Here is a 21,140-nt window from a genome sequence, read left to right on the forward strand (position 1 = left end):
CCTATTTCTCCTCCAAGGAGCATCTGGTCGCCGGGGTGCTGGCCAGACGGCGCCAGAACACCTCGGCGACCAGATGCTCCTTGGAGGAGAAATAGGTGTAGGCGGTCGCCGCGCCGACGCCGGCCTCGGCGGCGACCATGCGGATCGTCAGGCCGGAGAAGCCCTCCCGGCTCAAGACCTCGACCGCGGCCCGGCCCAGCCGGTCGACGGTGTCGGCCTGCTTGGCGGTCAACCGACGTCTCGTTGCCTCCCGAGCTACCGGTTCGGACACATGTCCGGACGCTACTACAACGCCGGGGGGCGGGCAACCATCCCCGCTGGCATCGGCGCCGTCCGGCACGTTAGGTTGCGTACATGACCGATACCGACACCGCCCGTTCCGCGCAAACCGACGAGACCGCGCGGCTGTTCGCCCTGGCGGACCGGGTCATCGGGTTCATGCCGGCCGATGAGGGCCGTGCCCTCTTCGAGGCCGCGCGCGGCTATCTGGGCGACGGGGCCGGGGTGGAGATCGGCACCTACTGCGGCAAATCGACGGTGCTGCTGGGCGCTGCGGCGCGCGAGACCGGTGGCGTGGTCTACACCGTCGATCACCACCACGGCTCCGAGGAGCACCAGCCGGGCTGGGAGTACCACGACACGTCGATGGTCGATGCGCACACCGGCTTGTTCGACACCCTGCCGACGTTCCGGCACACGCTGGACGCCGCCGGGTTGCCCGACCACCTGGTGGCGGTCGTGGGCAAATCGTCGGTGGTGGCGCGCACCTGGCGCACCCCGCTGAATCTGCTGTTCATCGACGGTGGGCACACCGAGGCGGCCGCCCATCAGGATTTCGAGGGGTGGGCGCGGTGGGTGTCCCCGGGTGGCGCACTGGTCATCCACGACGTCTTCCCCGATCCGGCCGACGGCGGCCAGGCGCCGTACCGGATCTACCGCCGCGCGCTCGACGGCGGAGACTTCCGGGAGGTGTCGGCGACGGGCACGCTGCGCGTGCTGGAGCGCACCGCCGGTGCGGCCGGAGTACCGGTGGCCGGCTAGCGGTCGACGGACACACATTCGCAGTCGTAGTCGCCCTCCAGGCCGCGGGGCAGCTCGGTGGCCCGGAAGAGCCCGCTGGCCGCCGTGGCGTTCGACAGGGCGTCGGCGGCCAGCACCACCGCGGCCCCGGTCCACGTGGTGCGCTCGACCGGCCAGCGTTTGCCGTCGGCGAGCACCAGCCCGGTCCAGTACGAGCCGTCGCGCTCACGCAGATGCTGCATGTTGGTGAACTGCTCCATGGCCTCGTCGCGGCGGCCCATCGCATCCAGCGAGAGCACCAGCTCGCAGGTTTCGGCGCCGGTGACCCACGGGCGGTCGTCGACACAACGGATGCCGAAGCCGTCCACCACGAACTCGTTCCACCGCTCGTCGATGCGCTCCTCGGCGCGCTCGCCACGCAGCGCCCCGCCCAGGATGGGGTAGTACCAGTCCATCGAGTGGTGCGGTTTCTCGGTGAAGGCCAACGGATGCTCGAGCAGGGCATGGCCCAGGCGGCCGAGGGCCACCTCCCATTCGGGTTGCGGTTCGTCGAGGCGGCTGGCCAGTGCCAGGGCGCAGCGGATGCTCTGGTAGATGCTGGAGGACCCGGTCACCAGGGCCTCATCGATGGTTCCGGACGGACTCTGCGCCCAGCCGATCTCGCCGCCGGCCAGCTGCAGCCCGAGCACGAAGTCGATCGCCGCACGCACCGTGGGCCACATCCGCTCGGCGAAGGCGTCGTCGGCGGTGACGAGCACGTGATGCCAGACGCCGGTGGCAATGTAGGCGCAGAAGTTGCTGTCGCTGTTGGGGTCTTCGACGATCCCGGCGCGCACCTGCAGCGGCCACGACCCGTCGGGGCGCTGCTCGCGGCGTGACCACTCGTAGGCCGCCCGCGCGGGCTCCAGCAGGCCCGCGGCGGTCAAGGCCATCGCGCACTCCACGTGGTCCCACGGGTCGGTGTGTCCCATCGGCGACCACGGGATCGCCCCGGAGGGTTCCTGCGCCCGGGCGATCGACGCGGCGGTGGCGACGCACTGCTCGGCACTGAAAATGCCTGGCAGCGCGGGTATCTCAGGCCGCGGCACCGTCACTCACCGGTTTGTGGAAGTACAGTGCGACGCTCTTGCCCACCAACGGGTTGAGCACCGCCTCGGTGGCGCGGGTCAGCAGCGGGCGCTGCATCATGTCCCACACCAGCAGCTTGTGGTACGCGGTCACCGCGGGGTGATCGGTATTCTCCACGCCCACAGCACATTTGATCCACCAGAACGGTGAATGCAGGCCGTGGGCGAAATGGGTGTGGGTGTGCTCCAGTCCGTGCCCGGTGACCTTGTTCTGCAGCTCGTCGGCGCGGTAGATGCGGATGTGCCCACCCTCGTTCGCGTGGTACTCGTCCGAGAGCGCCCAGCAGATGCGCTCGGGCAGCCAGCGCGGCACGGTCACCGCCAGCGTGCCCCCGGGCCGCAGCACCCGCACCAGCTCGGCGATCGCGGCGTCGTCGGCGGGAACGTGCTCGAGGATCTCCGAGGCGATCACGCAGTCGAAGCTCGCGTCGGGGTAGGGCAGTGCCAGCGCGTCGCCGGCGACGGCCTCGGCGCGGGCGTCGGCCGGGACCTCCCCGGCCTCGGACATCGCCTCGAACATCGTGGCGACGTTCTCCAGCTCTTCCTTGTCCTGGTCGAAACCGATGACATCGGCTCCGCGCCGGAAGGCTTCGAAGCTGTGCCGGCCCGCTCCGCAACCGACGTCGATCACCTTGACGCCGGGCCCGATGCCGAGCCGGTCGAAGTCGACGGTCAGCATCCGGCCATCCGTTCGATGGCGTGCTCGTAGACGTGGACGGTCTGGGCGGCCACGGACTCCCAGCTGTAGACCTCCAGGGCGCGGGTGCGCCCCGCAGCGCCCATGCGCGCCAGCACCTCGGGGGCGTCGAGCAGCTCACCGAGTACCGAGGTCAGCTCCTCGACGTTGCCCGGGGCCACCAGGCGCGCACAGCTACCGTCGGCGCCCACCACCTCGGGCAGGGCGCCGGTGCGGCTGGCCACGATCGGGGTTCCGCTGGCCATCGACTCCACGGCGGGCAGCGAGAACCCTTCGTAGAGCGAGGGAATGCAGGCGACCTCGGCCGAGGCCAGCAGCGCGGCCAACTGGGCGTCGGTCAGCCCGCTGGAGATGTGCACGATGTCGGAGATCCCGAGTTCGGCGATCAACTTCTCGGTGGGCCCGTTGCTTTCCAGCCGGGCCACCAGCTGCAGTTCGACATCGCGTTCGGTGCGCAGCTTGGCCACCGCCTGCAACAGATTGGCGACCCCCTTGAGGGGAACGTCGGCGCTGGCGATCGCGATGATGCGGCCCGGAACCCGGGGCAGCTCGGTGGGGGCGAACACCTCGGTGTCCACGCCCAGCGGCACCACCCGCAGCTGGTCGGGGCTCACGCCGAAGTCGGCGGCGATGTCGGTGGCCGAGGCGCTCGACACCGTCAGCAGGTCGGGAATGCTGCGGGCGACCTTCTTCTGCATCTCGGCGAACCCGTACCACCGGCGCACCAGCGGCTTGCGCCACCACGCGGCGGCGGCCAGGTCGAGGACCCGGTCGCGGGTGATCGGGTGGTGCACGGTGGCCACCACGGGCAGCCCGGACTCGGCGATGCGCAGCAGCCCGGTGCCCAGGCTCTGGTTGTCGTGCACGATGTCGAACTCGTGGCGCCGCCGGTCCAGCAGCCGCGCCGCGCGCAGGCCGAAGGTGCGGGGTTCGGGGAATCCGGCCGTCCACATGGTGGCCAGCTCCAGCAGGTCGATCCGGGTCTTGATCTCGGTGGGCCAGGGCACCCGGAAGGGGTCGGGCTCGCGGTAGAGATCGAGGCTGGGCACCTTGCACAGCGTGACCCGCGGATCCAGGCCGCCGGGGTAGGGGGGCCCGGAGAACACCTCCACGTGGTGGCCCAGTTCGACCAGCCCGCGGCTGAGGTGCCGGACGTAGACACCCTGCCCGCCGCAATGGGTCTTGCTGCGATACGACAGCAGCGCGATTCGTAAGCGCCCCACGCTAAACCTTCTCACTGCTGTGTCTGGACATGTGTCTGGACCTTAATTCGCCGAGCTAACCGGCGCAACGCGCCGAGGTGGGGCCGGGCGCCACACTGGTGGGATGCACCACGAGTGGGAGTCCCCGGGCGCCGGCGTTCACCGATGTCGACTGCCGTTCCTGGACGTCACCGTCGGGGTGATCCTGGGTCGCGACGGCGCCGTGGTCGTCGACACCGGCAGCACGCTGGAGGAGGCCGCGTCCGTCGCCGCCGATGTCGCCGAGCTCGGCGGGGTTCCGGTTCGGCACGTGGTGCTGACCCACGATCACTTCGACCACGTGCTGGGCGCCCCGGTGTTCGCCGGCGCCGAACTGTGGGCCGCGCCGAGGGTGGCCGAGACGCTGGCCCGGCGCCGTGACGAACTGCGGGCCGACGCGATCCGGTACGGGGCCGACGCCGCAGCCGTCGACCGCGCCCTGGCGGCGGTATCGGTGCCCGGGCACCGGATCCAGCGGTGCCGGATCGACCTGGGCGGGCGCACCGTCGACGTCGAGCATCTCGGCCGCGGGCACACCGATCATGATCTGGTCGTGCGGGTCGGGGCGGGTGCGACCGCGGATCCGGTGGTGGTCTTCTGTGGTGATCTGGTCGAGGAGTCCGCCGACCCGGCGGTGGGTCCCGATGCCGATCCCCGGGCCTGGGTGGGGACGCTGGACCGGCTGCTGGACTTCGGTGGCGAGCACGCCCGCTACGTGCCCGGGCACGGGGCGACGGTCGACGCGGCGTTCGTGCGCCGCCAGCAGGAGCAGTTGCGGCGGATGTGACACCGGGTGTGATGGAGCTCACGCCCGATCTCGCCGAGGGGCCCTTGCCGTCCGGATCGAATTAGGTAAGCCTAAGCTTCACTGGCGGTGCGATGCCCGCCGATGTGGAGGTAGTGGACGCATGTTGCCGATCGATCCGGATGCCGACCGCAGCCGCCGGGCGTGGCTGCCCTGCCCGAACTGTGCACACGGCACGGGTTGCGCGTCCTGTACACGGGGCGCCAACTGTGCGACGCACTGGCAGTACCTGCTGAGCAACCGGGCCACCGTGGTGCACCTGCAGTGCCCCACCTGTGCGCACCTGTGGTCGACCGACACCCGGCGCCGGGCCTCCTGAGCGCGCGCGGGTGCTCACCACCCGGTGCTGAGCACCCGGTCCAGCATGTCGACGAAGAAGTCGGCCGAGGTGTGCGTGAAACACATCGGCGGTTTGATCTTCAGGACGTTCTGGTGGTCACCGGTCGGCTGCACGATGACGCCGAGGTCGAGCATGCGGTCACAGATCGCGGCGGTCTCCGCCGTGGCCGGCTCCAGGCTCTGGCGATCGCGAACCAGCTCGACCCCGAGGTAGAGCCCGCTGCCGTGCACCGCGCCGATGATCGGATGGTGCCCGGCCAGCTGCCGCACCCGCTCGCGCAGATGGTCTCCGACGGCCAGGGCGTTGTGCTGCAACCCTTCCCGTTCGATGACGTCAAGCACCGTCAGGCCAACCACGCAGGACACCGGGCTCCCGCCGGCCGAGGAGAAGAAATAGCCCTGGGTGCGGTAGGACTCGGCGACCGCGCGGGTGGTGATCACCGCTCCCAGGGGGTGACCGTTGCCCATCGCCTTGGCCACGGTGACGATGTCGGGAACCACGCCTTGCTGCTGGAAACCCCAGAACCAGTGGCCCAGCCGCCCGTAGCCCACCTGGACCTCGTCGGCGATCGTCAGGCCGCCCGCCGCGCGCACCGCCGCGTAGACCTCGGCCAGGTACCCGTCGGGCAGCGCGACACCCCCGGCGTTGCCGTAGAAGGGTTCACAGATGAAGGCCGCCGGCGCGCGGCCCGTCGAAGCCAGTTCGGCGATGAACGCCGCCGCCTCGGGGCCGTAGCGCTGCGCCGCGTGCCCGCGGTGGATTCCCCGAAAGCTGTTGGGGGAGGGCACCGTGTGCACCCAGTCGGGGCGGGTGCTCAGCGCGTTGGGGTTGTCGGCCACGGAGGTGGAGATCGCGTCGGTGGCATAGGTCCAGCCGTGGTAGGCCTCGGCGACGGCGACGACGTCGCGACGGCCGGTGGCCGCCAGGGCCAGCCGCAGCCCCAGATCGACCGCCTCCGAGCCCGAGTTCACCAGGAACACGGTGTCGAGCGGCTCGGGCAGGGTGGCGGCCAGGCGTTCGGAGAAATCGGCGATGACCGCGTAGTTGAACCGCGAGTTGGTGTTCAGCCGGCGCCACTGCCGGGCGACGGCATCGGCGAGGCCCGGATGCCCGTGCCCGATGCTGGTGACGTTGTTGACCATGTCCAGATAGCTGCGCGCGTCGGTGGACAGCAGGAACTCGCGCCAGCCGCGTTCGACGCGCGGCGCGCCCGCCTCCGGGTAGTACTGCTCCTGGACCGCGGCCAGCGAGCGGGCGCGCCGGCCGGTCAGGGCCGCGGCGGGCTCGGCGGCGCCCGCCGGGGCAGTCTGCGTGTCGGGCCCCAGGCCGGGGTCGGCGGTCAGTGCGAGCCAGCCCGGCGCGTATTCGGGGCGCACAAAGGCCGGTACGTGGCGCTCGGCGCCGGTCGTCAGCTGGACCCAGAGCCGGCCCGAGGCACTACCCACCTCCGCGCCGGGTTCCAGGGCGTGCCCGGTGGCTACGGCGGGCCCCACGGCGAGGGCGCCGTGCAGCGCTCTTACCGTCAACGCCGCCCCGTCGCCGGTCAGCACGATCTCGCGCTCGGAGGCCGCCGAGACCAGGCACGGCCAGGGCGCCAGCAGGGGCAGGTCCGCCGGCAACCACACGTCGACGCCGGTGGGCACGGTCGCCGGGGATTCGGCGCTTCGTGCCACCGCCCTGGTCAGCCTCGGTTGGGCGTAGCGGGTGAGCACCGCGCTCGCCCCGGCGTCGAGCGCCGCACGGGCCAGGTCGTCCTCGCAGTCGGTGTGCAGCCACCGGCCCGCGTCGACGCCGTCGGAGTCGGTGGACAGGTCCAGCACCACCGCGGAGGCGTGCACGCCGGGCAGCAGCGACCCGCCCGCCCGCGGTTCCCCGCCGCGCGCGGACGGTGCCAGGTCGACCTCCAGCGCGTCGGCGATCAGCGGGGCCATCACCGCGGCGGGGACCGAGATCGCGCGCTCGAAGATCCGCCATTCGGCGGCCAGGGCGCTTCTCGCATAGTCGTTCCCGGCGTCGATGGCGGTCTGCTGGTGGCCGCTGACCACCAGTGTGGCCGCGCGCAGCACCACCAGCGGCCACAGCGCCTCGACCTCGGCCGGGCTCAGCGGGCGCTGGCGGTGGAAGGCCGCGATCAGTGGCAGCGCGGCGGCCGGCTCGCCCCCGTGGTGGCGCAGCACCGCCGAGGTGGCGATCGCCAGCTCGCCGACCGACCACGAGCGCGTCAGGTCACCGAAATCGATGATGCCGTCCGGTAATCCGGCGTCGTCGGCGCCCCCGCACACCACGTTGTCGTCGGTGATGTCGCAGTGGATCACCTGGGTGACGAGCTCGGCGGCCAGGTCCCGGACCCGGGCCCAGGCCTGCGAGGCGGCCGTGCGCACCATCTCGCGGTGCCCGTCGTCGGACACGAACGGCGCCAGCAGCTCGATGGTGCGGTCGGCGAAGCGCAGGTCCCACTGCAGCACCCGGTCCACACCGGGGTGGTCGAAGTTCGCCAGTGTGCGGCAGGCCCGGCCGGCCAGTGTGCCCAGCGCGGCCCACCGTCGCGGCGCGATGAAGCGGTCACCGCTCATCGTGCCGCCCGGCAGGTAGGTGAGGACGCGTGCGTAGAGCGTCCCGCCGCGCCCGTCGCCGATCTCGGCGATCTCGGGCCCGCCCCGCGGGCGCAGGTTGCGTCCGGTACGGATGCCGGGTTCGGTGTCGGCGAGGAACGCCGCGGCCGCGTCCTGGGCCTCGATCTCGGTGCGGGAGAACGCAGGGTTGGCGATCTTGAGCACGCCGACGGGGCCCCCGGCGGTGCTCAACAGGAAGTTGGCGTCCTGCTGGCTGCCCAGCGCCGTGGCGTGCGCGGCCAGGCCGAAATGCGTGTCGGCGATCTCGGTGGCCTGCGCGTCGGTCACCGGCGGCGCCGGGAGTTCGGCAGCCTGAAAGAAGTCGAAGGTCTTCACCTGGAAACCATCTCGGCCACCGGGTCCTCCATTCGCGAACAAGGCCGTTTCACTGTACTGCCCGGACGGATACGGTGGAACGATGAAGGCACTGATCATCGTCGACGTACAGAACGACTTCTGCGAGGGAGGTTCCCTGGCCGTCGCCGGCGGGGCGGCGGTGGCGCGGGCGATCAGCGAACGCCTGCACGGCGACCACGGCTACGACCACGTCGTGGCCACCAAGGATTTTCACATCGATCCCGGCGCGCACTTCTCCGATCACCCCGATTTCCGCGACTCCTGGCCGCCGCACTGTGAGGCCGGCAAGCCGGGGGCGGAGTTCCACCCTGAGCTGGACACCACCGCCGTCGAGGAGGTGTTCTACAAGGGCCGGCACACCGCCGCCTACAGCGGCTTCGAGGGCTCGGACGACCACGGCAGGACGCTGGCGCAGTGGCTGCGCGAACACGACGTCGACGACGTCGACGTCGTCGGGCTGGCCACCGACTACTGCGTGCTGGCCACCGCCCGCGACGCCGCCCGCGAGGGGTTTCACACCCGCGTGCTGACCGATCTGAGCGCCGGGGTGTCGCCGGAGACCACCGCCGGTGCGGTCGAGCAGCTACGGGCCGCCGACGTCGAGGTCGTCGGTGCAGTGGGCGACTGATGGTCGCGGGGGAATCCGAGCTGCTCGCGGCGGTGGAGCGGTCGCCGCGCGCGGCGGGCGCCCACGACCGCGCGGGCTGGGTCGGGTTGTTCACCGCCGACGGCCGAATCGAGGATCCGGTGGGTGCGGACCCGCACATCGGGCGCGCGGCGATCGAACGCTTCTACGACACCTTCATCGGCCCGCGCGAGATCACTTTCCGCCGAGACGTCGACCTGGTGGCCGGCCAGACGGTGGTGCGTGACCTGACGCTGGAGGTGGCGATGGGCCCGCGCGTGACCATGCGCATCCCGGCGTTCCTGCGCTACGTCCTGCGTCAGGACGGTGGTGCGCTCAAAATATCTGAGCTACAAGCCTTCTGGGAGCTGCCGTCGATGATGGCGCAATTCGCGCGCAACGGCCCGGCGGCCGCGCCGGCGGGCCTCGCGCTGGGACGGGCGCTGCTGGCCAACCAGGGGTTGTCCGGGACGCTGGGGTTCCTGCGCGGGTTGGCCCGGGCGGGCCGGCGCGAGCGGGCGGTGCTGGGGCGGCTGCTGCGCGCCCTCAACGGCGGCGACGAGCTGGCGGTGCGCCGGCTGCTCGCCGGTGCGGCCGTCAGCCGGGGCGACGACGCGGCGCTGGGTTTCGACGTCCTGGGTGCGCGGTTGCGCGGGGCGGTGTTCGGTAAGCGGATCACGGCGGGGCGTGCGGTGGTGGTGGCCGCCCGTACCGGGTCCGGCCCGGCCGTGTTGATCACCGAGTTCGATCGACTGGCGGGGATTCGCCGGCTGCGGGTGTTCGGCTGAGCGACCGCGGATTCGGGCCTCTACATTCTTCCGTGGCGGGCCAGGATGAAGCAGTAGCAGCCGTAGGCGGCGACGCCCGCCGCTGCGGCCAGCAACAGGATCTGCCCGAAGGGAGCCTGCCCGAGGGTCTTCACCGCGGCGTCGAGGCCGGCGGCCTTGGCCGGGTCCGTGCGCACCGTCGCGACGATCACCAGCAGCCCGGCGCCGGCCAGCGCCGCGCCCTTGGCGATGTAGCCGACCGTGCCCAGGGAGGTGCGGATCCGGTCGCCCGGGATGGTGAGATCCTCGAGGAACTTCCGCGAGGCCCCCTTGTAGACGTGGTAGGCGCCGATCGCGAGCACCACGGCGCCCACGAGCAGCAGTGCCGCCTTGCCCCACCCGGACTGCATCAGCCGCGCGCTCATGCCGGTGTTCTGGCGGCTGTCGGACGTGCCGCCGCCGGTCGCGAACCGGACCGCGGAGATGCCCAGGCCGCAGTAGATCACGGCCAGCGCCGCGGACTGGGCGCGATCGAGCACCTGCGAGGTGGTGCCCTCCTCGGCTCGCGTGGGCTCGTTGGGATGGGTGCCCACGATGGTTTCGGCGATGCGCCACAGGGCCAGCCCGAACAGGCCGACGGCGGCCAGCCACAGCGCAACGGCGCCCCCGGTCTGGGCGGCCAGCGTCGCCAGCGCCCCGGACTGGTCGGCGTTACCACCGCCGGGGCCACCGCCTCGCCCACCACCGCCGGGGCCACCGCCCAGGGCCAGCCGGGCGATGATGTAGCCGATCAGCAGGTGCAGCACCCCGCTGGTGACATACCCTGCGCGCGCGACGGACTCGAACGCGGTGGTGCTCGTGGCATCATCGATCACGCCGTGCAGGCTCTTCGCGGCCATGTCGAGTCCGGTACCCCCGCGGCGCACGCGACAAACCGGGGCCCGGACACGCCTGTGCGGGATGCCGGGACGAGATGGACACGAGGGTCGTTCCGTCGCGGCCCTGCGGGCTTCCGCGCGGTCCCGATGTCCAGCTGGCCCGAGCACCGGCGACGGCACACCCGGGGGAACCCGCTCGGCCGGGCGAGCCTCCCCGGGGTCTCAGTCTTCGCCGCGTCGGCGCCGGTAGAGGGTGCCGAAGGCGATGAGGATCAGGCTGATCAGCAGGATCGCCGAAGCCAGCACGTTGATCTGCGGCGGCACGGCCGCCTTGACCGCGGCGTTGACGTAGAGCGGGTAGGTCACCGTGGAGCCGCTGACGAAATAGGTGATGATGAAGTCGTCCAGCGACAGCGCGAAGCTCAGCATGGCCGCCGCGACGATGCCCGGCACGATCAGGGGCAGCGTGACCCTGAAGAAGGTCCGCGTCGGGCTGGCTCCCAGGTCCATCGAGGCGTCCTCCAGCGTCCAGTCGAATCCCCGGACACGGGCGCGCACCGTCATGGCGATGAAACTGATCTCGAAGGCGACATGGGCGATCAGGATGGTGGTGAAGCCCGCCGCCCAGCCCAGGTCGAGGAACAGGGTCAGCAGCGAGGCCCCCATCACCACCTCGGGCGCGGTCAGCGGCAGCACCAGAAACGTCTCCACCGCCTTGCTGCCCCGAAAGCGTTGCCGCACAAGAGCGATGGCCAGCAGGGTGCCCAGCACGATGGCGATCGCCGTGGACAGGCCGGCGATCATCAGGCTCTTCTCCAGCGCCTCGGTCAACGCCGGGTACTTGAACGGATGGGCCCAGTTCTCCAACGTGAAGCCCTGCCAGGTGTAGTTGAACTTGCCCAGCGGCTTGTTGAACGAGAACAGCACCATCACGAAGATCGGCATGAAGATGAACAGCAGCACCAGCCCGGCGATGACGCGCAGGACGATGTCGCCGATCTTGCCCCGCCCCGGTATCGAGAAGCCGCGCCCCATCGGGGCGACCCGGGATTCGGTGGTGGTCATACCAGGTCCTCCGTGCCCAGCGCCCTGGTGTAGGACAGCACGCCCACCAGGATCAGCGCCATCAGGACGAAGCTCAGGGCGGCCGCGACCGGGTAGTCCTTGACGATGAGGAACTGCTTCTGGATGACGTTGCCGATCATCGTGGTCTGGGTGCTACCGAGGTAGTCGGCGTTGATGAAGTCGCCGACGGAGGGGATGAACACCAGCATGCTGCCGGCCAGCACGCCGGGCATCGACAGCGGCAGGATCACCTTGCGGAAGGCGCGGGTGCTCGACGAGTACAGGTCACGCGAGGCCTCCAGCAGACGCGGATCGATCTTCTCCAGGCTGACGTAGAGCGGAAGGATCATGAAGATGATCCAGTTGTAGGTCAGGCCGCCGATCACGGCCCAGCCCGTCGAGAGCAGCCGTCCCTCGCTGGGCAGCAGGCCGACCGTTCCGAGCGCGTGGACGAGCCAGCCGTCGTCGGCCAGGATCGTCTTCCAGGCCAGGGTCCGGATCAGGAACGTCACGAAGAACGGCAGGATGACCAGTCCCAGCAGCAGGTTCTTGTACCGGCCCGCCTTGAACGCGATCACGTAGGCCAGCGGGAACGCCAGCAACAGACACAGCACCGTCGCGGTCAGCGAGTACCCCAACGACCGCAGGATCTGCTCCCGGTAGGTGGTGAACGCCGTGGCGTAGTTGGCGAAGTTCCAGCTGAACCGCAACGTCGGCAGGTAGATCGAACCCTCCGACGTGGACAGCGAGGTGCGGAACAGCGACCAGAAGGGCACCACGAAGAACACGAACAGGTAGGCCAGCCCGGGCAAGATCATCAGATAGGGGGCGATCTTGCTGCGCTGCCGGCTGCTGCTGGCGACACCGGCCACCCGGCTAGCCTCCGGTGACGGCGGCGTAGGCGGTGTTGAACTCCTGGGTCTGCTCGTCGGTGAGCGCCGCCCAGGACTTCAGCTTGTCCTGCATCTCCTGGGGCGGGTTGATCAGGGGGTTCTTCGACAGCTCGGGGTCGATCTTGTCCAGCTCCTCGGTCATCTCGCTCAGCACCGGCACGTACTGGACGTAGGCGACGAGCTTGGCGTAGTTGGCCCGGTCGTAGACGTAGTTGATCCACTCCTCGGCGGCCTTCTGGTTCTGCGTGGTGTAGGGGATCACCATGGTGTCGATGAACCAGTCGCCGCCGGACTCCGGCACCACGAACTGCAGGTCGGGATTGTCGGCCTGCAGCTGCACGATGTCACCGGAGTAGGCCTGGGCGATGGCGATGTTGCCCGCCGCCAGGTCGTCGGCGTAGTCGTTGCCGGTGAACTTGCGGATCTGACCCTTGTCCTTCTGCTCGGCGACCAGGTCCACCGCCGCCTGAACGGTCTCCATCGTGGGATTCTCCGGGGAGTTGCCCTGCGACTGCATGATCATGCCCAGCCCGTCCTGCATGTCGGAGAACAGGCTGACCTTGCCCTTGAACGCCGGATCCCACATGTCGTCGATGGTGGTGATGTCGCGTCCGGTGGCGGCCTTGTTGTAGGCGATGCCCACCATGCCGGTCATGTAGGGCGCGGTGACCTTGCGGCCCGGGTCACCCTTGGAGTCCAGCAGGTCCTTGCGCAGGTTGGCCTTGTTGGGCACCCGGTCGTCGTTGATCTGGTTGAGCCAGCCGAGCCCGTTGAGCCGGAACGCCATGAACTCAGTGGGTACCACCAGGTCGGCGCCGATGTCCTGCTTGCGTGACAGCGGTTCCTTGACCTTGGCGAACCACTGCTCGTTGTCGTTGAAGTCCTCCTTGTAGTCGACCTCCAGGCCGGTGGCCTTCTGGAAGTCGGCGACGAAGCCGTCGGCCATGTACAGCGGCCAGTTCGACACCCGCAGCAGGCCGGTCGCGGGGGAGCCGTCGTCGGGCGGTGCGGTCGCGGTGCCGCCGGAGGTGCTGTCGTTGGAGCCGCAGGCGGCCAGGAAGGACGGTCCCAGGACCACGGCGGCCGCGGCCGCGGCGCCGCCACCGAGGAAACGGCGGCGCGAGGCGCGGTTGGTGGCCAGCCGGGACAGCAGTCGGGGATCGATCGGTTCGGGGGCCATGGCTGCTTTGCCTTTCGTCGTCCGAGTGAGTGAGGTGGGGGTGGCTGGAAAATGGCGGGAAGTGGTTGGGGGCGCGCAGATCTCAGGAGTCGTCGAGCATCTCCTCTAGATCCTCGGTGCTCGGGACGCCGGCCGCCGGCAACACCAGCGACGACTCGGGTGCCCAGGACACGTGCACCTTGTCACCGGGGCGCAACATCGGCAGGTCCTGCTCGGGACCCACGTGCGCCACGATCGGTGACTCGTCGGCGGCCACCAGCGACAGCCGCACCACCGGCCCCTGGAAGGTGAGGTCGGTGACGGTGGCCGGCACGGTCGCCACGTCGCCGGTGGGCTGCTCCATGGTGATCCGCACCCGCTCCGGGCGCACCATCAGCGTGGCCCTGCCACCGCTTTCGATCGTCGTGTCGCCCGGGCGCGCCCGCAGCTTGGAGCCGAGCACGTCGACCTCGACGAAGTCGCGGTTGGTGCGTCCGGTCTGCGTGCCGTTCCACAGGTTGGCCTGGCCGATGAACCCGGCGACGAAAACCGTGGCCGGACGGTCGTAGATCTCGGTGGGGGTGCCGATCTGCTCGACGTTGCCGGCGTTCATGACCGCGATGCGGTCACTCATCGTCAGCGCTTCCTCCTGGTCGTGGGTCACGTAGACGAAGGTGATGCCCAGTTCGCGCTGGATGCGCTTGAGCTCGAACTGCATGACGTGGCGCAGCTTGAGGTCGAGTGCGCCGAGCGGTTCGTCGAGCAGCAGCGCGCTGGGGTAGTTGACCAGGGCCCGGGCCAGCGCAACGCGTTGCTGCTGGCCGCCGGAGAGTTGTTCGGGTTTGCGCTGGGCGAACTCCGTCAGTCGCACCACCTCGAGCAGTTCGTCGACGCGGCGTTTGACCTCGCCCTTGCCCTTCTTCTTGTCGATCCTGAGACTGCGTGGTCCGTAGGCGACGTTGTCCCAGACCGTCATGTGCGGAAACAGCGCGTAGTGCTGGAACACGGTGTTGACGTTGCGCTTGTGCGGGGGAACGTGTGAGACGTCGTGGCCCTCGAGGCGGATGGCGCCCTCGGTGGGGGTCTCGAAGCCGGCGATCATCCGCAGGGTGGTGGTCTTGCCGCACCCCGAGGGGCCGAGCATGGAGAAGAACTCACCGGATCCGATGGAGAAGTCGGCCTCGGCCACCGCGACATAGTCGGCGAAGCGTTTGGTGACGTGATCGATCTCGATCACCGGTGCGCCGGGCTCGCGCGGCGGCGCATCCTCGTCTAGGTGCTGGTCTGTGGCCTTGGCGCCGGTCTTGGTCAGGACCGATCCTCCTCGTGTTCCTTCCCGGGGCCGCGCAGGCCCGGGCCGCTCCGACAACGCGGTCAGTAAACAATCACCCATTGGAAAGGTCCCCGCAACCGATTCCGTCACGATTTTTCATTTTCGCAATGGATTCCCTCGGTGCGGCGGGGCGCGAGTTTGGGAGTCGACGGTGAGTCGGGGCGGATTCTGTGGCGCCGTCGGCGGCGGCCGAGGCTGACTGTGTTCGTCGTCACACCGGGTCGGGACCGACGAAAACCACCGTGGAGGGCGCCGCGCACGACGGGTTACGCATCCGTGGGGGGGCCGTCGGCGGGCCGGCCGGACCGCGCGGGCGGGTCCCATCGGGTCGATTCCGTCCGAGGTGGTCGACGTAGTCTCGGGGCGTGGCAGACCAACGGCGGGTGGCGGTGGTGACCGGGGCCAGCCGCGGCGCCGGGCGCGGCATCGCGGTGGCGCTCGGTTCGCGGGGCTGGCGGGTCTATCTCACCGGCCGCAGCATCGCCGACAGCGACACCGCCGAGGCGGTGTCGGCGGCGGGCGGCGAGGCGGTGGCGGTGCCGGTGGATCACCGCGACGACGCCGCGGTGGCGGCGCTGTTCGAGCGGGTGCGCGACGGCGAGGCCGGGCTGGACCTGTTGGTCAACAATGCCGCGGCCGTCGACGACCGGCTGGTCGATCCCCGCCCGTTCTGGCAGAAGCCGGTCGGGCTGGCCGACATCCTCGACGTCGGGCTGCGCTCGGCGTACGTGGCCTCCTGGTATGCGGCCCCGCTGTTGGTCGGGCGGGAGCGGGCGCTGATCGCGTTCACCTCGTCGCCGGGCTCGGTGTGCTACATGCACGGTCCGGCCTACGGCGCACAGAAGGCGGGAGTGGACAAACTGGCCGCCGACATGGCGGTCGACTTCCGGGAGAGCGGGAGCGCGGTGTCGACGGTGTCGATCTGGATGGGCATCCTGCTCACCGAGAAGTTCCGCCGGGCCTTCGCCGGGAACCCGGAGGCGCTGGCCAAGACCGCCGAACACGCCGAGACCCCCGAGTTCACCGGTCTGCTCATCGACGCGCTCTCTTCGGACCCGGACCTGCCGGCGCTGTCCGGGCAGACCCTGATCGGCGCCGAGCTGGCCGAACGGTACGGCATCACCGACGAGGGCGGTCGCCGGCCGCCATCGCACCGCGAGATGCTGGGGGCCCCGCGCCCGCCCAGCACCGTCGTGGTGCGCTAGCGGGAAAGGAGGCGGGATGGGCACCTACGTGGTCACCGGGTCGGCGTCGGGAATGGGCCGCGCCGCGGCGACGAAACTGCGCGCCGCGGGGCACCGGGTCATCGGTGTCGATGTGAACGCCGACGAGTCCGGCGACGGCGTGATCGCCGACCTGTCCACCGGGGAGGGCAGGAGCGGGGCCGCGGCAAGGGTCCTCGAACTCAGCGGCGGCGTCCTCGACGGCGCCGTGCTGGCCGCCGGCCTGGGGCCGACACCGGGCGCCGGGCGGGCCCGGTTGATCGTCGAGGTGAACTACTTCGGGGTGGTCGACCTGCTGTCCGCGTGGCGTCCGGCGCTCGCCGCTTCCGGCGGGGCCAAGGTCGTGGTGATCTCGAGCAACTCGACGACCACCGTGCCGGTCGTTCCCCGCCGTGCGGTGGCGGCCCTGCTGGCCGGTGACTCGGACAAGGCGCAGCGGGTGCTGCGGCGCTTCGCCGGGGCCGCGCCGTCGATGGCCTACGCCGCCTCGAAGATCGCGGTGACCCGCTGGGTCCGCCGCCGGGCGGTCACCGCGCCCTGGGTGGGGGCGGGCATCCGGCTCAATGCCCTGGCCCCCGGGGCGATCATGACCCCGCTGCTGCAGCGGCAGCTGGACACCCCGCGCGAGGCGAAGGTCATCCACGCGTTCCCGGTGCCGGTGGGCGAGTTCGGTGACCCCGACCAGCTCGCCGACTGGATCCTGTTCATGCTCGGTGAGTCGGCCGGATTCCTCTGTGGCAGCGTGATCTTCGTCGACGGCGGATCCGATGCCTATTTCCGCGCCGACGACTGGCCGCGCACGGTGCCGGTGCGCGGCCTGCCGCGCTACCTCTGGCGGTTCCGGCGGGGGCGTGGGCGCGGTTAGCCCGCCGCGTCCGGCCACGATCGGTCCTCAGGCGCTCAGCGCGCCCGTCGACCGGAACCTCACCCGGCGGGCGATCCGTTCGGCGTGGTCGGCGAAGCGGCCGTAGAACCGGCCGAGCAACACGATGTCGACCGCCGTTCCGACACCGTGGTCCCATTCGGGGCCCTGGACCAGGCCGAACAGGCCGCGGTGCAGTGCTTCCATGCGCTCCTGGGCCTGCCGGATCCGTGCCGCCCCGTCGGGGTCCTCGTGGGCGACCATGTCGGCGGCCGCCGCGGCGATACCGTCGGCCACCGATCCCATCTCGGCGAATCTCGCACGCACCGCCGCGGGCAGCACCGGCTCGGGATGCCGCCGGTCGACGGTGCGGGCGACGTGTTCGGCCAGCGCGCCCATCCGTTCGGCGCTGGCGGCGATGTGCACCGCGGACACCACCGTGCGCAGGTCACCGGCAACCGGTGACTGGCGGGCGAGCAGGGCCAGGGCGCGCCGGTTCACGTCGTGGTACGTGGGGCCCAGCCGATCCAGTTGCGCCACGGCGACGGCGGCCGCGGTCGGATCGTCGTCGAGGAGCGCCGCGGTCGCCGCGGCCATGCCGGCACCGGCGAGTTCGCACATGGCGGCCAGGTTGGCCGTCAGATCGTCGAGCTGTCGATGGAATTCGGTCCGCATGTTTCACCCGCCTGTTGCCGGCGCCCGGTCGCGGGCCCCGTAGGACGGTGGTACCCGTTTCACCGCCGGTCAATCCCGCGGGCCCCGCGATACGGCGTGGACAGGGGCGTCATCGTGGGGGTGTGATCGTGGGGGTGTGATCGTGGGGGTGTGATCGTGGGTAGGTGATACCCATGCGGATCGCGACGTTCAACATCCTGCACGGGCGAGACCCGGGCGGCGACGTGCACCTCGATGCCCACCCCGATGTCCATCTGCAGCGCCTGGCCTCCTGCGTGCGTGACCTCGACGCCGATGTCCTGGCCCTGCAGGAGGTCGATCTCGACCAGCCGCGGTCGGGGATGGCGGATCTGACCGCCGTGGCCGCCGAGGCCATGGGCGCGGTGGCCCACCGCTTCGTCGCAGCGATCTCGGGTACCCCGGGGGCCACCTGGATGGCGGCGACGGGCGCCGAACAGCCCGGGACGGCCGCCTACGGGATCGCGTTGCTGTCCCGGCATCCGGTGTCGAGCTGGCAGGTTCTGCGACTGCCTCGGATCCCGGTCCGATTCCCGATGTACCTGCCGGGCGCCGGGAAGAACGCAGGGAAGATCGCGCTCGTCGACGAGGAGCCGCGGGCGGCCGTGGTCGCCTGTGTTTCCTCCCCGCTGGGCCCGCTGACGATCGCCGCGACCCACCTGTCCTTCGTGCCGGGCTGGAACCGGGTGCAGCTCCGGCACCTACTGCGTGACCTGCGGGGCTTCCCGGGGCCGAGGCTATTGCTCGGGGATCTGAACATGGCTCCGCGTGCGGTGTCGCGGTGGACGGGCATGCACGCGCTGGGTGCCGGTGGCACCTTCCCCGCCGAGGAACCCGAGCGCCAACTCGATCACGTGCTCACCGACGACCCCGGATTGACTTCCCGGTGCTCGGCGGCGCCGAGAATGCCCCTCTCGGATCATCGCCCGCTGGTCGTCGACGTCGTCCGCGCCGGACCGGCCCGGTGAACCGGATTGCGCGGACGGTGCGATCCGGTGTGCGGCGGCGCTTCGGGAGGGGCGGGGATACCCTGGATATCGGGGACGGGGCGCAACCGGCGAAGGGAGGTGAGGCGTGAGCAACGACGTCGAAAAGCGTTGGCACGACCCGGCTTCGTTTCGTGCCGCGGTCGTCTTCGTGGTCGCGACCGTGGTCCTTGCCGCTGGGGCGTTCGCCGTGTACGCGACACACGACCGCTACAACGTGTTCTGGGCGGTGGCCACCCCCGCGGTGGTGTTCCTCGGAGCGCTGATCGCCTTCGGCAAGGCGTTACTGGACTGGCGCGCCGGTCGGGTCTGGCCGATCTGGCAGGGGGCGGGATGGTTCCTGTTGGCGCTGACCCTGCTGACCCTGGCCGTGCCCGCGATGGGGCTGATGTCCTGACGCGCACCTCCCCACGAGTCATGCCCACTTCGAACCGCGACCCCGATGGCGGAGCGGGATTGGAGCGGGATTGGAGCGGGATTTCAGGAGGTCCCGCCGCCGGGGCAGCCGATGCGGCACCGATGAGCCCGCCGATGAGCCCGTCGATGAGACCGCCGATGAGACCGCCGATGAGACCCCGATAAGACGTGGACAGCGGCCCCGCCGGTCTCGTTGAATGCGGTGGTGAATCTCGATGCCTCCCGTGGCGGAGTACTCATGGCGCTGGGCTCGATGCTGTGCGTGCAGGTGGGTATCGCCGTCGCGGTGACGCTGATGGACCGGGTGGGTCCCGAGGGCGCCGCCTGGCTGCGGCTGTTCTGGGGTGGCGTGATCCTGGTGGTGCTGGTGCGGCCCCGGTTGCGGGCCTTCACCCGGTCGGCGCTGCTGGGCTCGGTGGCGCTGGGGATGGTCACCGCGTTGATCACCCTGCTGTTCATGGCCGCCGTGGCGCGGATCCCGCTCGGAACCGCCAGCGCGCTGGAGTTCCTGGGGCCGCTGGCGGTGGCCGTGGCGACCGGCACCGGACGCGCCCGGTGGCTGTGGCCGGCCCCGGCTGCCGTCGGGGTGGTGCTGCTCACCCGCCCGTGGGTGGGCGAGGTCGACGGGGTGGGGGTGCTGCTGGCGCTGGCCGCGGCGGTCTGCTGGGCGTGCTACATCGTGCTCACCCAGCGCGTCGGGGACGCCGTGACCGGTGTCAACGCGCTGGCGGTGTCGATGGGGGTGGCCGGGACCGTCGCGACCGTGGCGGTGGGGCCCCAGGTGTTCGACCGGATGACCCCACAGCTGCTGCTGATCGGGGTCGGGCTCGCGGTGCTGCTGCCCGTCGTGCCGTTCACCTTGGAGTTCCTGGCTCTGCGCCGCCTGACCACCGCCGCGTTCGGGACGCTGATGAGCCTGGAGCCGGCGTTCGCGATGGTGGTCGGATTGCTGATCCTGCACCAGGTGCCTGCGGCGCTGGGGGTGGCCGGATTGGTGCTGGTCGTCATCGCGGGGGTCGGGGCCGCGCGCAGCGGTGCCCGCGCGGTCGCGGTGCCCGCCGAGGTCAACTCCTGAGCCCGGCGCTCCCGGGGACCGGGCTCCGCGGTGTGCGAAGATGCCCCGGTGACCGACGTCCTCGCGCACTTCGTGGCCACCGATGACGGATTCCGGCCCACCCAATACGCCCACAGCCGTTGGGGCGACGACCATCTCAACGGTCCGGCGATCGTGGGACTGGCGGCCACCGAGCTGGAACGCCGTTACGGCGCGCCCGAGTTCATGCCGACCCGGTTGACCGTCGACCTGTTCAGGGCGGCCCGCGCCCGGCCGACCACCGTGTCGTCCCGACTGGTGCGCGACGGGCGCCGGGTGCGCAACGCCGAGTGTGAGGTCATCCAGGACGGCGCGGTGGTCGCGCGGGCCATCCTGGTGCTCTACCGGCGGTCCGAGGCGCCGCCGGGCCAGTTATGGTCGGCGCCGGGCGATTTCGTCGCGCCGCCCGGAGTCGAGGACGCCACCCCAGGTGAGCGTTTCCCGCCGTTCACCGGCAGCGACGAACTGGGATGGACCCGCAGGCTGGGGGACCATCAGAACGCCTCCCGGACACGGTTCGTCGACCGTGCCATCGACGTCGTCGACGGCACGGCCAACAGCCCGTTCGTCCGCGCGGCGATGGTGGCCGAACACACCAGCCTGACCGCCCATCTCGGCACCCACGGCGTCGGCTACATCAACGGCGACCTGACGCTGGCACTGGCCCGGCTGCCGGTCAGCGACTGGGTCGGCGTGCAGGAAGATTCGCACTGGGCCGCCGACGGGATCTCGGTGGGCTCGGCCACGGTGTTCGACCGTCGTGGACCGATCGGCACCGGGGTGGTCACCGCGGTCGCCAACCCGGCCGCGCAGATCGACTTCGACACCCCCACGCTTGAGCCTTGACCACGCTTGAGCGTTGATTCGGTACTCAGAGCGAAAATTCTGCGCGGATTTCGCTCTGAGTACCGAATCAATGACGGGGGAAGGCCGGGGATGACGGGGGA

At 70.7% G+C, this 21,140-nt stretch carries 21 protein-coding genes and 1 pseudogene; 11 read left to right on the forward strand and 11 right to left on the reverse strand.

Annotated features, from left to right (window positions below; all coding sequences use genetic code 11):
• Positions 1 to 31 precede the first annotated feature (31 nt).
• Positions 32 to 271, reverse strand: a pseudogene (locus CSR00_RS25360) (TetR family transcriptional regulator); the annotation flags it as partial.
• An 83-nt stretch (positions 272 to 354) separates the two neighbouring features.
• Between CSR00_RS25360 and CSR00_RS25365 the strand changes: the two are divergent.
• Positions 355 to 1,041 (forward strand): class I SAM-dependent methyltransferase, encoded by a 687-nt coding sequence (locus CSR00_RS25365; RefSeq protein ID WP_099025175.1) that lies wholly within the window; start codon positions 355 to 357, stop codon positions 1,039 to 1,041.
• Here the strand turns inward: CSR00_RS25365 and CSR00_RS25370 are convergent.
• Genes CSR00_RS25370 through CSR00_RS25380 form a run of 3 tightly spaced genes read right to left on the reverse strand, consistent with a single transcriptional unit; the run spans position 1,038 to position 4,067 of the window.
• Positions 1,038 to 2,108, reverse strand: a complete 1,071-nt coding sequence (locus tag CSR00_RS25370) for an MMP endo-(1,4)-3-O-methyl-alpha-D-mannosidase (protein WP_099025193.1) — start codon at positions 2,106 to 2,108, stop codon at positions 1,038 to 1,040. The two genes, CSR00_RS25365 and CSR00_RS25370, sit on opposite strands and share 4 nt — an antisense overlap.
• Entirely contained in the window at positions 2,095 to 2,826 is a 732-nt protein-coding gene (locus CSR00_RS25375) for a class I SAM-dependent methyltransferase (protein ID WP_099025176.1), read from the reverse strand. Before CSR00_RS25375 ends, CSR00_RS25370 begins: the two co-directional genes overlap by 14 nt.
• On the reverse strand, positions 2,820 to 4,067 hold the full coding sequence (locus tag CSR00_RS25380; RefSeq protein ID WP_099025177.1) for an MMP alpha-(1->4)-mannosyltransferase: 1,248 nt from the start codon (positions 4,065 to 4,067) through the stop codon (positions 2,820 to 2,822). Before CSR00_RS25380 ends, CSR00_RS25375 begins: the two co-directional genes overlap by 7 nt.
• Positions 4,068 to 4,170: 103 nt before the next feature.
• Between CSR00_RS25380 and CSR00_RS25385 the strand changes: the two genes are divergently transcribed.
• A complete protein-coding gene (locus CSR00_RS25385) occupies positions 4,171 to 4,872 on the forward strand; it encodes an MBL fold metallo-hydrolase (protein WP_099025178.1) in 702 nt (233 codons plus the stop codon).
• Positions 4,873 to 4,993: 121 nt separating this feature from the next.
• A complete protein-coding gene (locus CSR00_RS25390; protein WP_099025179.1) occupies positions 4,994 to 5,209 on the forward strand; it encodes a hypothetical protein in 216 nt (71 codons plus the stop codon).
• 14 nt (positions 5,210 to 5,223) lie between these two features.
• Here the strand turns inward: CSR00_RS25390 and CSR00_RS25395 are convergent, their stop codons facing one another.
• On the reverse strand, positions 5,224 to 8,178 hold the full coding sequence (locus CSR00_RS25395) for an aminotransferase (RefSeq protein ID WP_245906521.1): 2,955 nt from the start codon (positions 8,176 to 8,178) through the stop codon (positions 5,224 to 5,226).
• Positions 8,179 to 8,260: 82 nt separating this feature from the next.
• Between CSR00_RS25395 and CSR00_RS25400 the strand changes: the two genes are divergently transcribed.
• Entirely contained in the window at positions 8,261 to 8,827 is a 567-nt protein-coding gene (locus tag CSR00_RS25400) for an isochorismatase family protein (protein ID WP_099025194.1), read from the forward strand.
• Entirely contained in the window at positions 8,827 to 9,612 is a 786-nt protein-coding gene (locus CSR00_RS25405) for a nuclear transport factor 2 family protein (RefSeq protein WP_099025181.1), read from the forward strand. The genes CSR00_RS25400 and CSR00_RS25405 overlap by 1 nt, the downstream gene beginning before the upstream one ends.
• 20 nt (positions 9,613 to 9,632) lie before the next feature.
• Here the strand turns inward: CSR00_RS25405 and CSR00_RS25410 are convergent, their stop codons facing one another.
• The 5 genes from CSR00_RS25410 to CSR00_RS25430 all read right to left on the reverse strand — a co-directional run bounded on the left by CSR00_RS25410 (position 9,633) and on the right by CSR00_RS25430 (position 14,823).
• Positions 9,633 to 10,490 carry a DUF1206 domain-containing protein gene (locus CSR00_RS25410; RefSeq protein WP_099025182.1) on the reverse strand — a complete coding sequence of 286 codons (858 nt, stop codon included), beginning with the start codon at positions 10,488 to 10,490 and terminating at the stop codon, positions 9,633 to 9,635.
• A 201-nt stretch (positions 10,491 to 10,691) separates the two neighbouring features.
• Positions 10,692 to 11,504, reverse strand: coding sequence for an ABC transporter permease (locus CSR00_RS25415; RefSeq protein WP_245906525.1), 813 nt, complete (start codon positions 11,502 to 11,504; stop codon positions 10,692 to 10,694).
• A 26-nt stretch (positions 11,505 to 11,530) separates the two neighbouring features.
• The gene (locus tag CSR00_RS25420; protein WP_176562264.1) at positions 11,531 to 12,406 is read right to left on the reverse strand and encodes an ABC transporter permease; all 876 of its coding nucleotides are present in this window, start codon (positions 12,404 to 12,406) and stop codon (positions 11,531 to 11,533) included.
• 4 nt (positions 12,407 to 12,410) lie between these two features.
• Positions 12,411 to 13,607: a polyamine ABC transporter substrate-binding protein gene (locus CSR00_RS25425; RefSeq protein WP_099025184.1), complete on the reverse strand. Its 1,197-nt coding sequence runs from the start codon at positions 13,605 to 13,607 to the stop codon at positions 12,411 to 12,413.
• A gap of 82 nt (positions 13,608 to 13,689) precedes the next feature.
• Positions 13,690 to 14,823 carry an ABC transporter ATP-binding protein gene (locus tag CSR00_RS25430; RefSeq protein WP_245906527.1) on the reverse strand — a complete coding sequence of 378 codons (1,134 nt, stop codon included), beginning with the start codon at positions 14,821 to 14,823 and terminating at the stop codon, positions 13,690 to 13,692.
• A 461-nt stretch (positions 14,824 to 15,284) separates the two neighbouring features.
• Here CSR00_RS25430 and CSR00_RS25435 point away from each other — a divergent pair, with 461 nt between their 5' ends.
• Together CSR00_RS25435 and CSR00_RS25440 are read left to right on the forward strand one after the other, a co-directional pair.
• A complete protein-coding gene (locus CSR00_RS25435) occupies positions 15,285 to 16,124 on the forward strand; it encodes an SDR family NAD(P)-dependent oxidoreductase (RefSeq protein WP_099025186.1) in 840 nt (279 codons plus the stop codon).
• A gap of 16 nt (positions 16,125 to 16,140) precedes the next feature.
• Entirely contained in the window at positions 16,141 to 17,007 is an 867-nt protein-coding gene (locus CSR00_RS25440; RefSeq protein ID WP_099025187.1) for an SDR family oxidoreductase, read from the forward strand.
• A gap of 27 nt (positions 17,008 to 17,034) precedes the next feature.
• Here the strand turns inward: CSR00_RS25440 and CSR00_RS25445 are convergent, their stop codons facing one another.
• Entirely contained in the window at positions 17,035 to 17,679 is a 645-nt protein-coding gene (locus CSR00_RS25445; protein WP_099025188.1) for a phosphate signaling complex PhoU family protein, read from the reverse strand.
• A gap of 173 nt (positions 17,680 to 17,852) precedes the next feature.
• Here CSR00_RS25445 and CSR00_RS25450 point away from each other — a divergent pair, with 173 nt between their 5' ends.
• The 4 genes from CSR00_RS25450 (at position 17,853) to CSR00_RS25465 (ending at position 21,039) form a co-directional block, all read left to right on the forward strand.
• Entirely contained in the window at positions 17,853 to 18,665 is an 813-nt protein-coding gene (locus CSR00_RS25450) for an endonuclease/exonuclease/phosphatase family protein (protein ID WP_099025189.1), read from the forward strand.
• A 106-nt stretch (positions 18,666 to 18,771) separates the two neighbouring features.
• Positions 18,772 to 19,080: a hypothetical protein gene (locus tag CSR00_RS25455; RefSeq protein ID WP_099025190.1), complete on the forward strand. Its 309-nt coding sequence runs from the start codon at positions 18,772 to 18,774 to the stop codon at positions 19,078 to 19,080.
• A gap of 258 nt (positions 19,081 to 19,338) precedes the next feature.
• Positions 19,339 to 20,175 carry an EamA family transporter gene (locus CSR00_RS25460; RefSeq protein ID WP_099025191.1) on the forward strand — a complete coding sequence of 279 codons (837 nt, stop codon included), beginning with the start codon at positions 19,339 to 19,341 and terminating at the stop codon, positions 20,173 to 20,175.
• A gap of 48 nt (positions 20,176 to 20,223) precedes the next feature.
• Positions 20,224 to 21,039 (forward strand): acyl-CoA thioesterase domain-containing protein, encoded by an 816-nt coding sequence (locus CSR00_RS25465; protein ID WP_099025192.1) that lies wholly within the window; start codon positions 20,224 to 20,226, stop codon positions 21,037 to 21,039.
• Positions 21,040 to 21,140: the final 101 nt, after the last annotated feature.

The sequence above is a fragment of the Mycolicibacterium palauense genome (assembly GCF_002592005.1).
In the GTDB taxonomy this organism is placed as follows: Bacteria; Actinomycetota; Actinomycetes; order Mycobacteriales; family Mycobacteriaceae; genus Mycobacterium; species Mycobacterium palauense.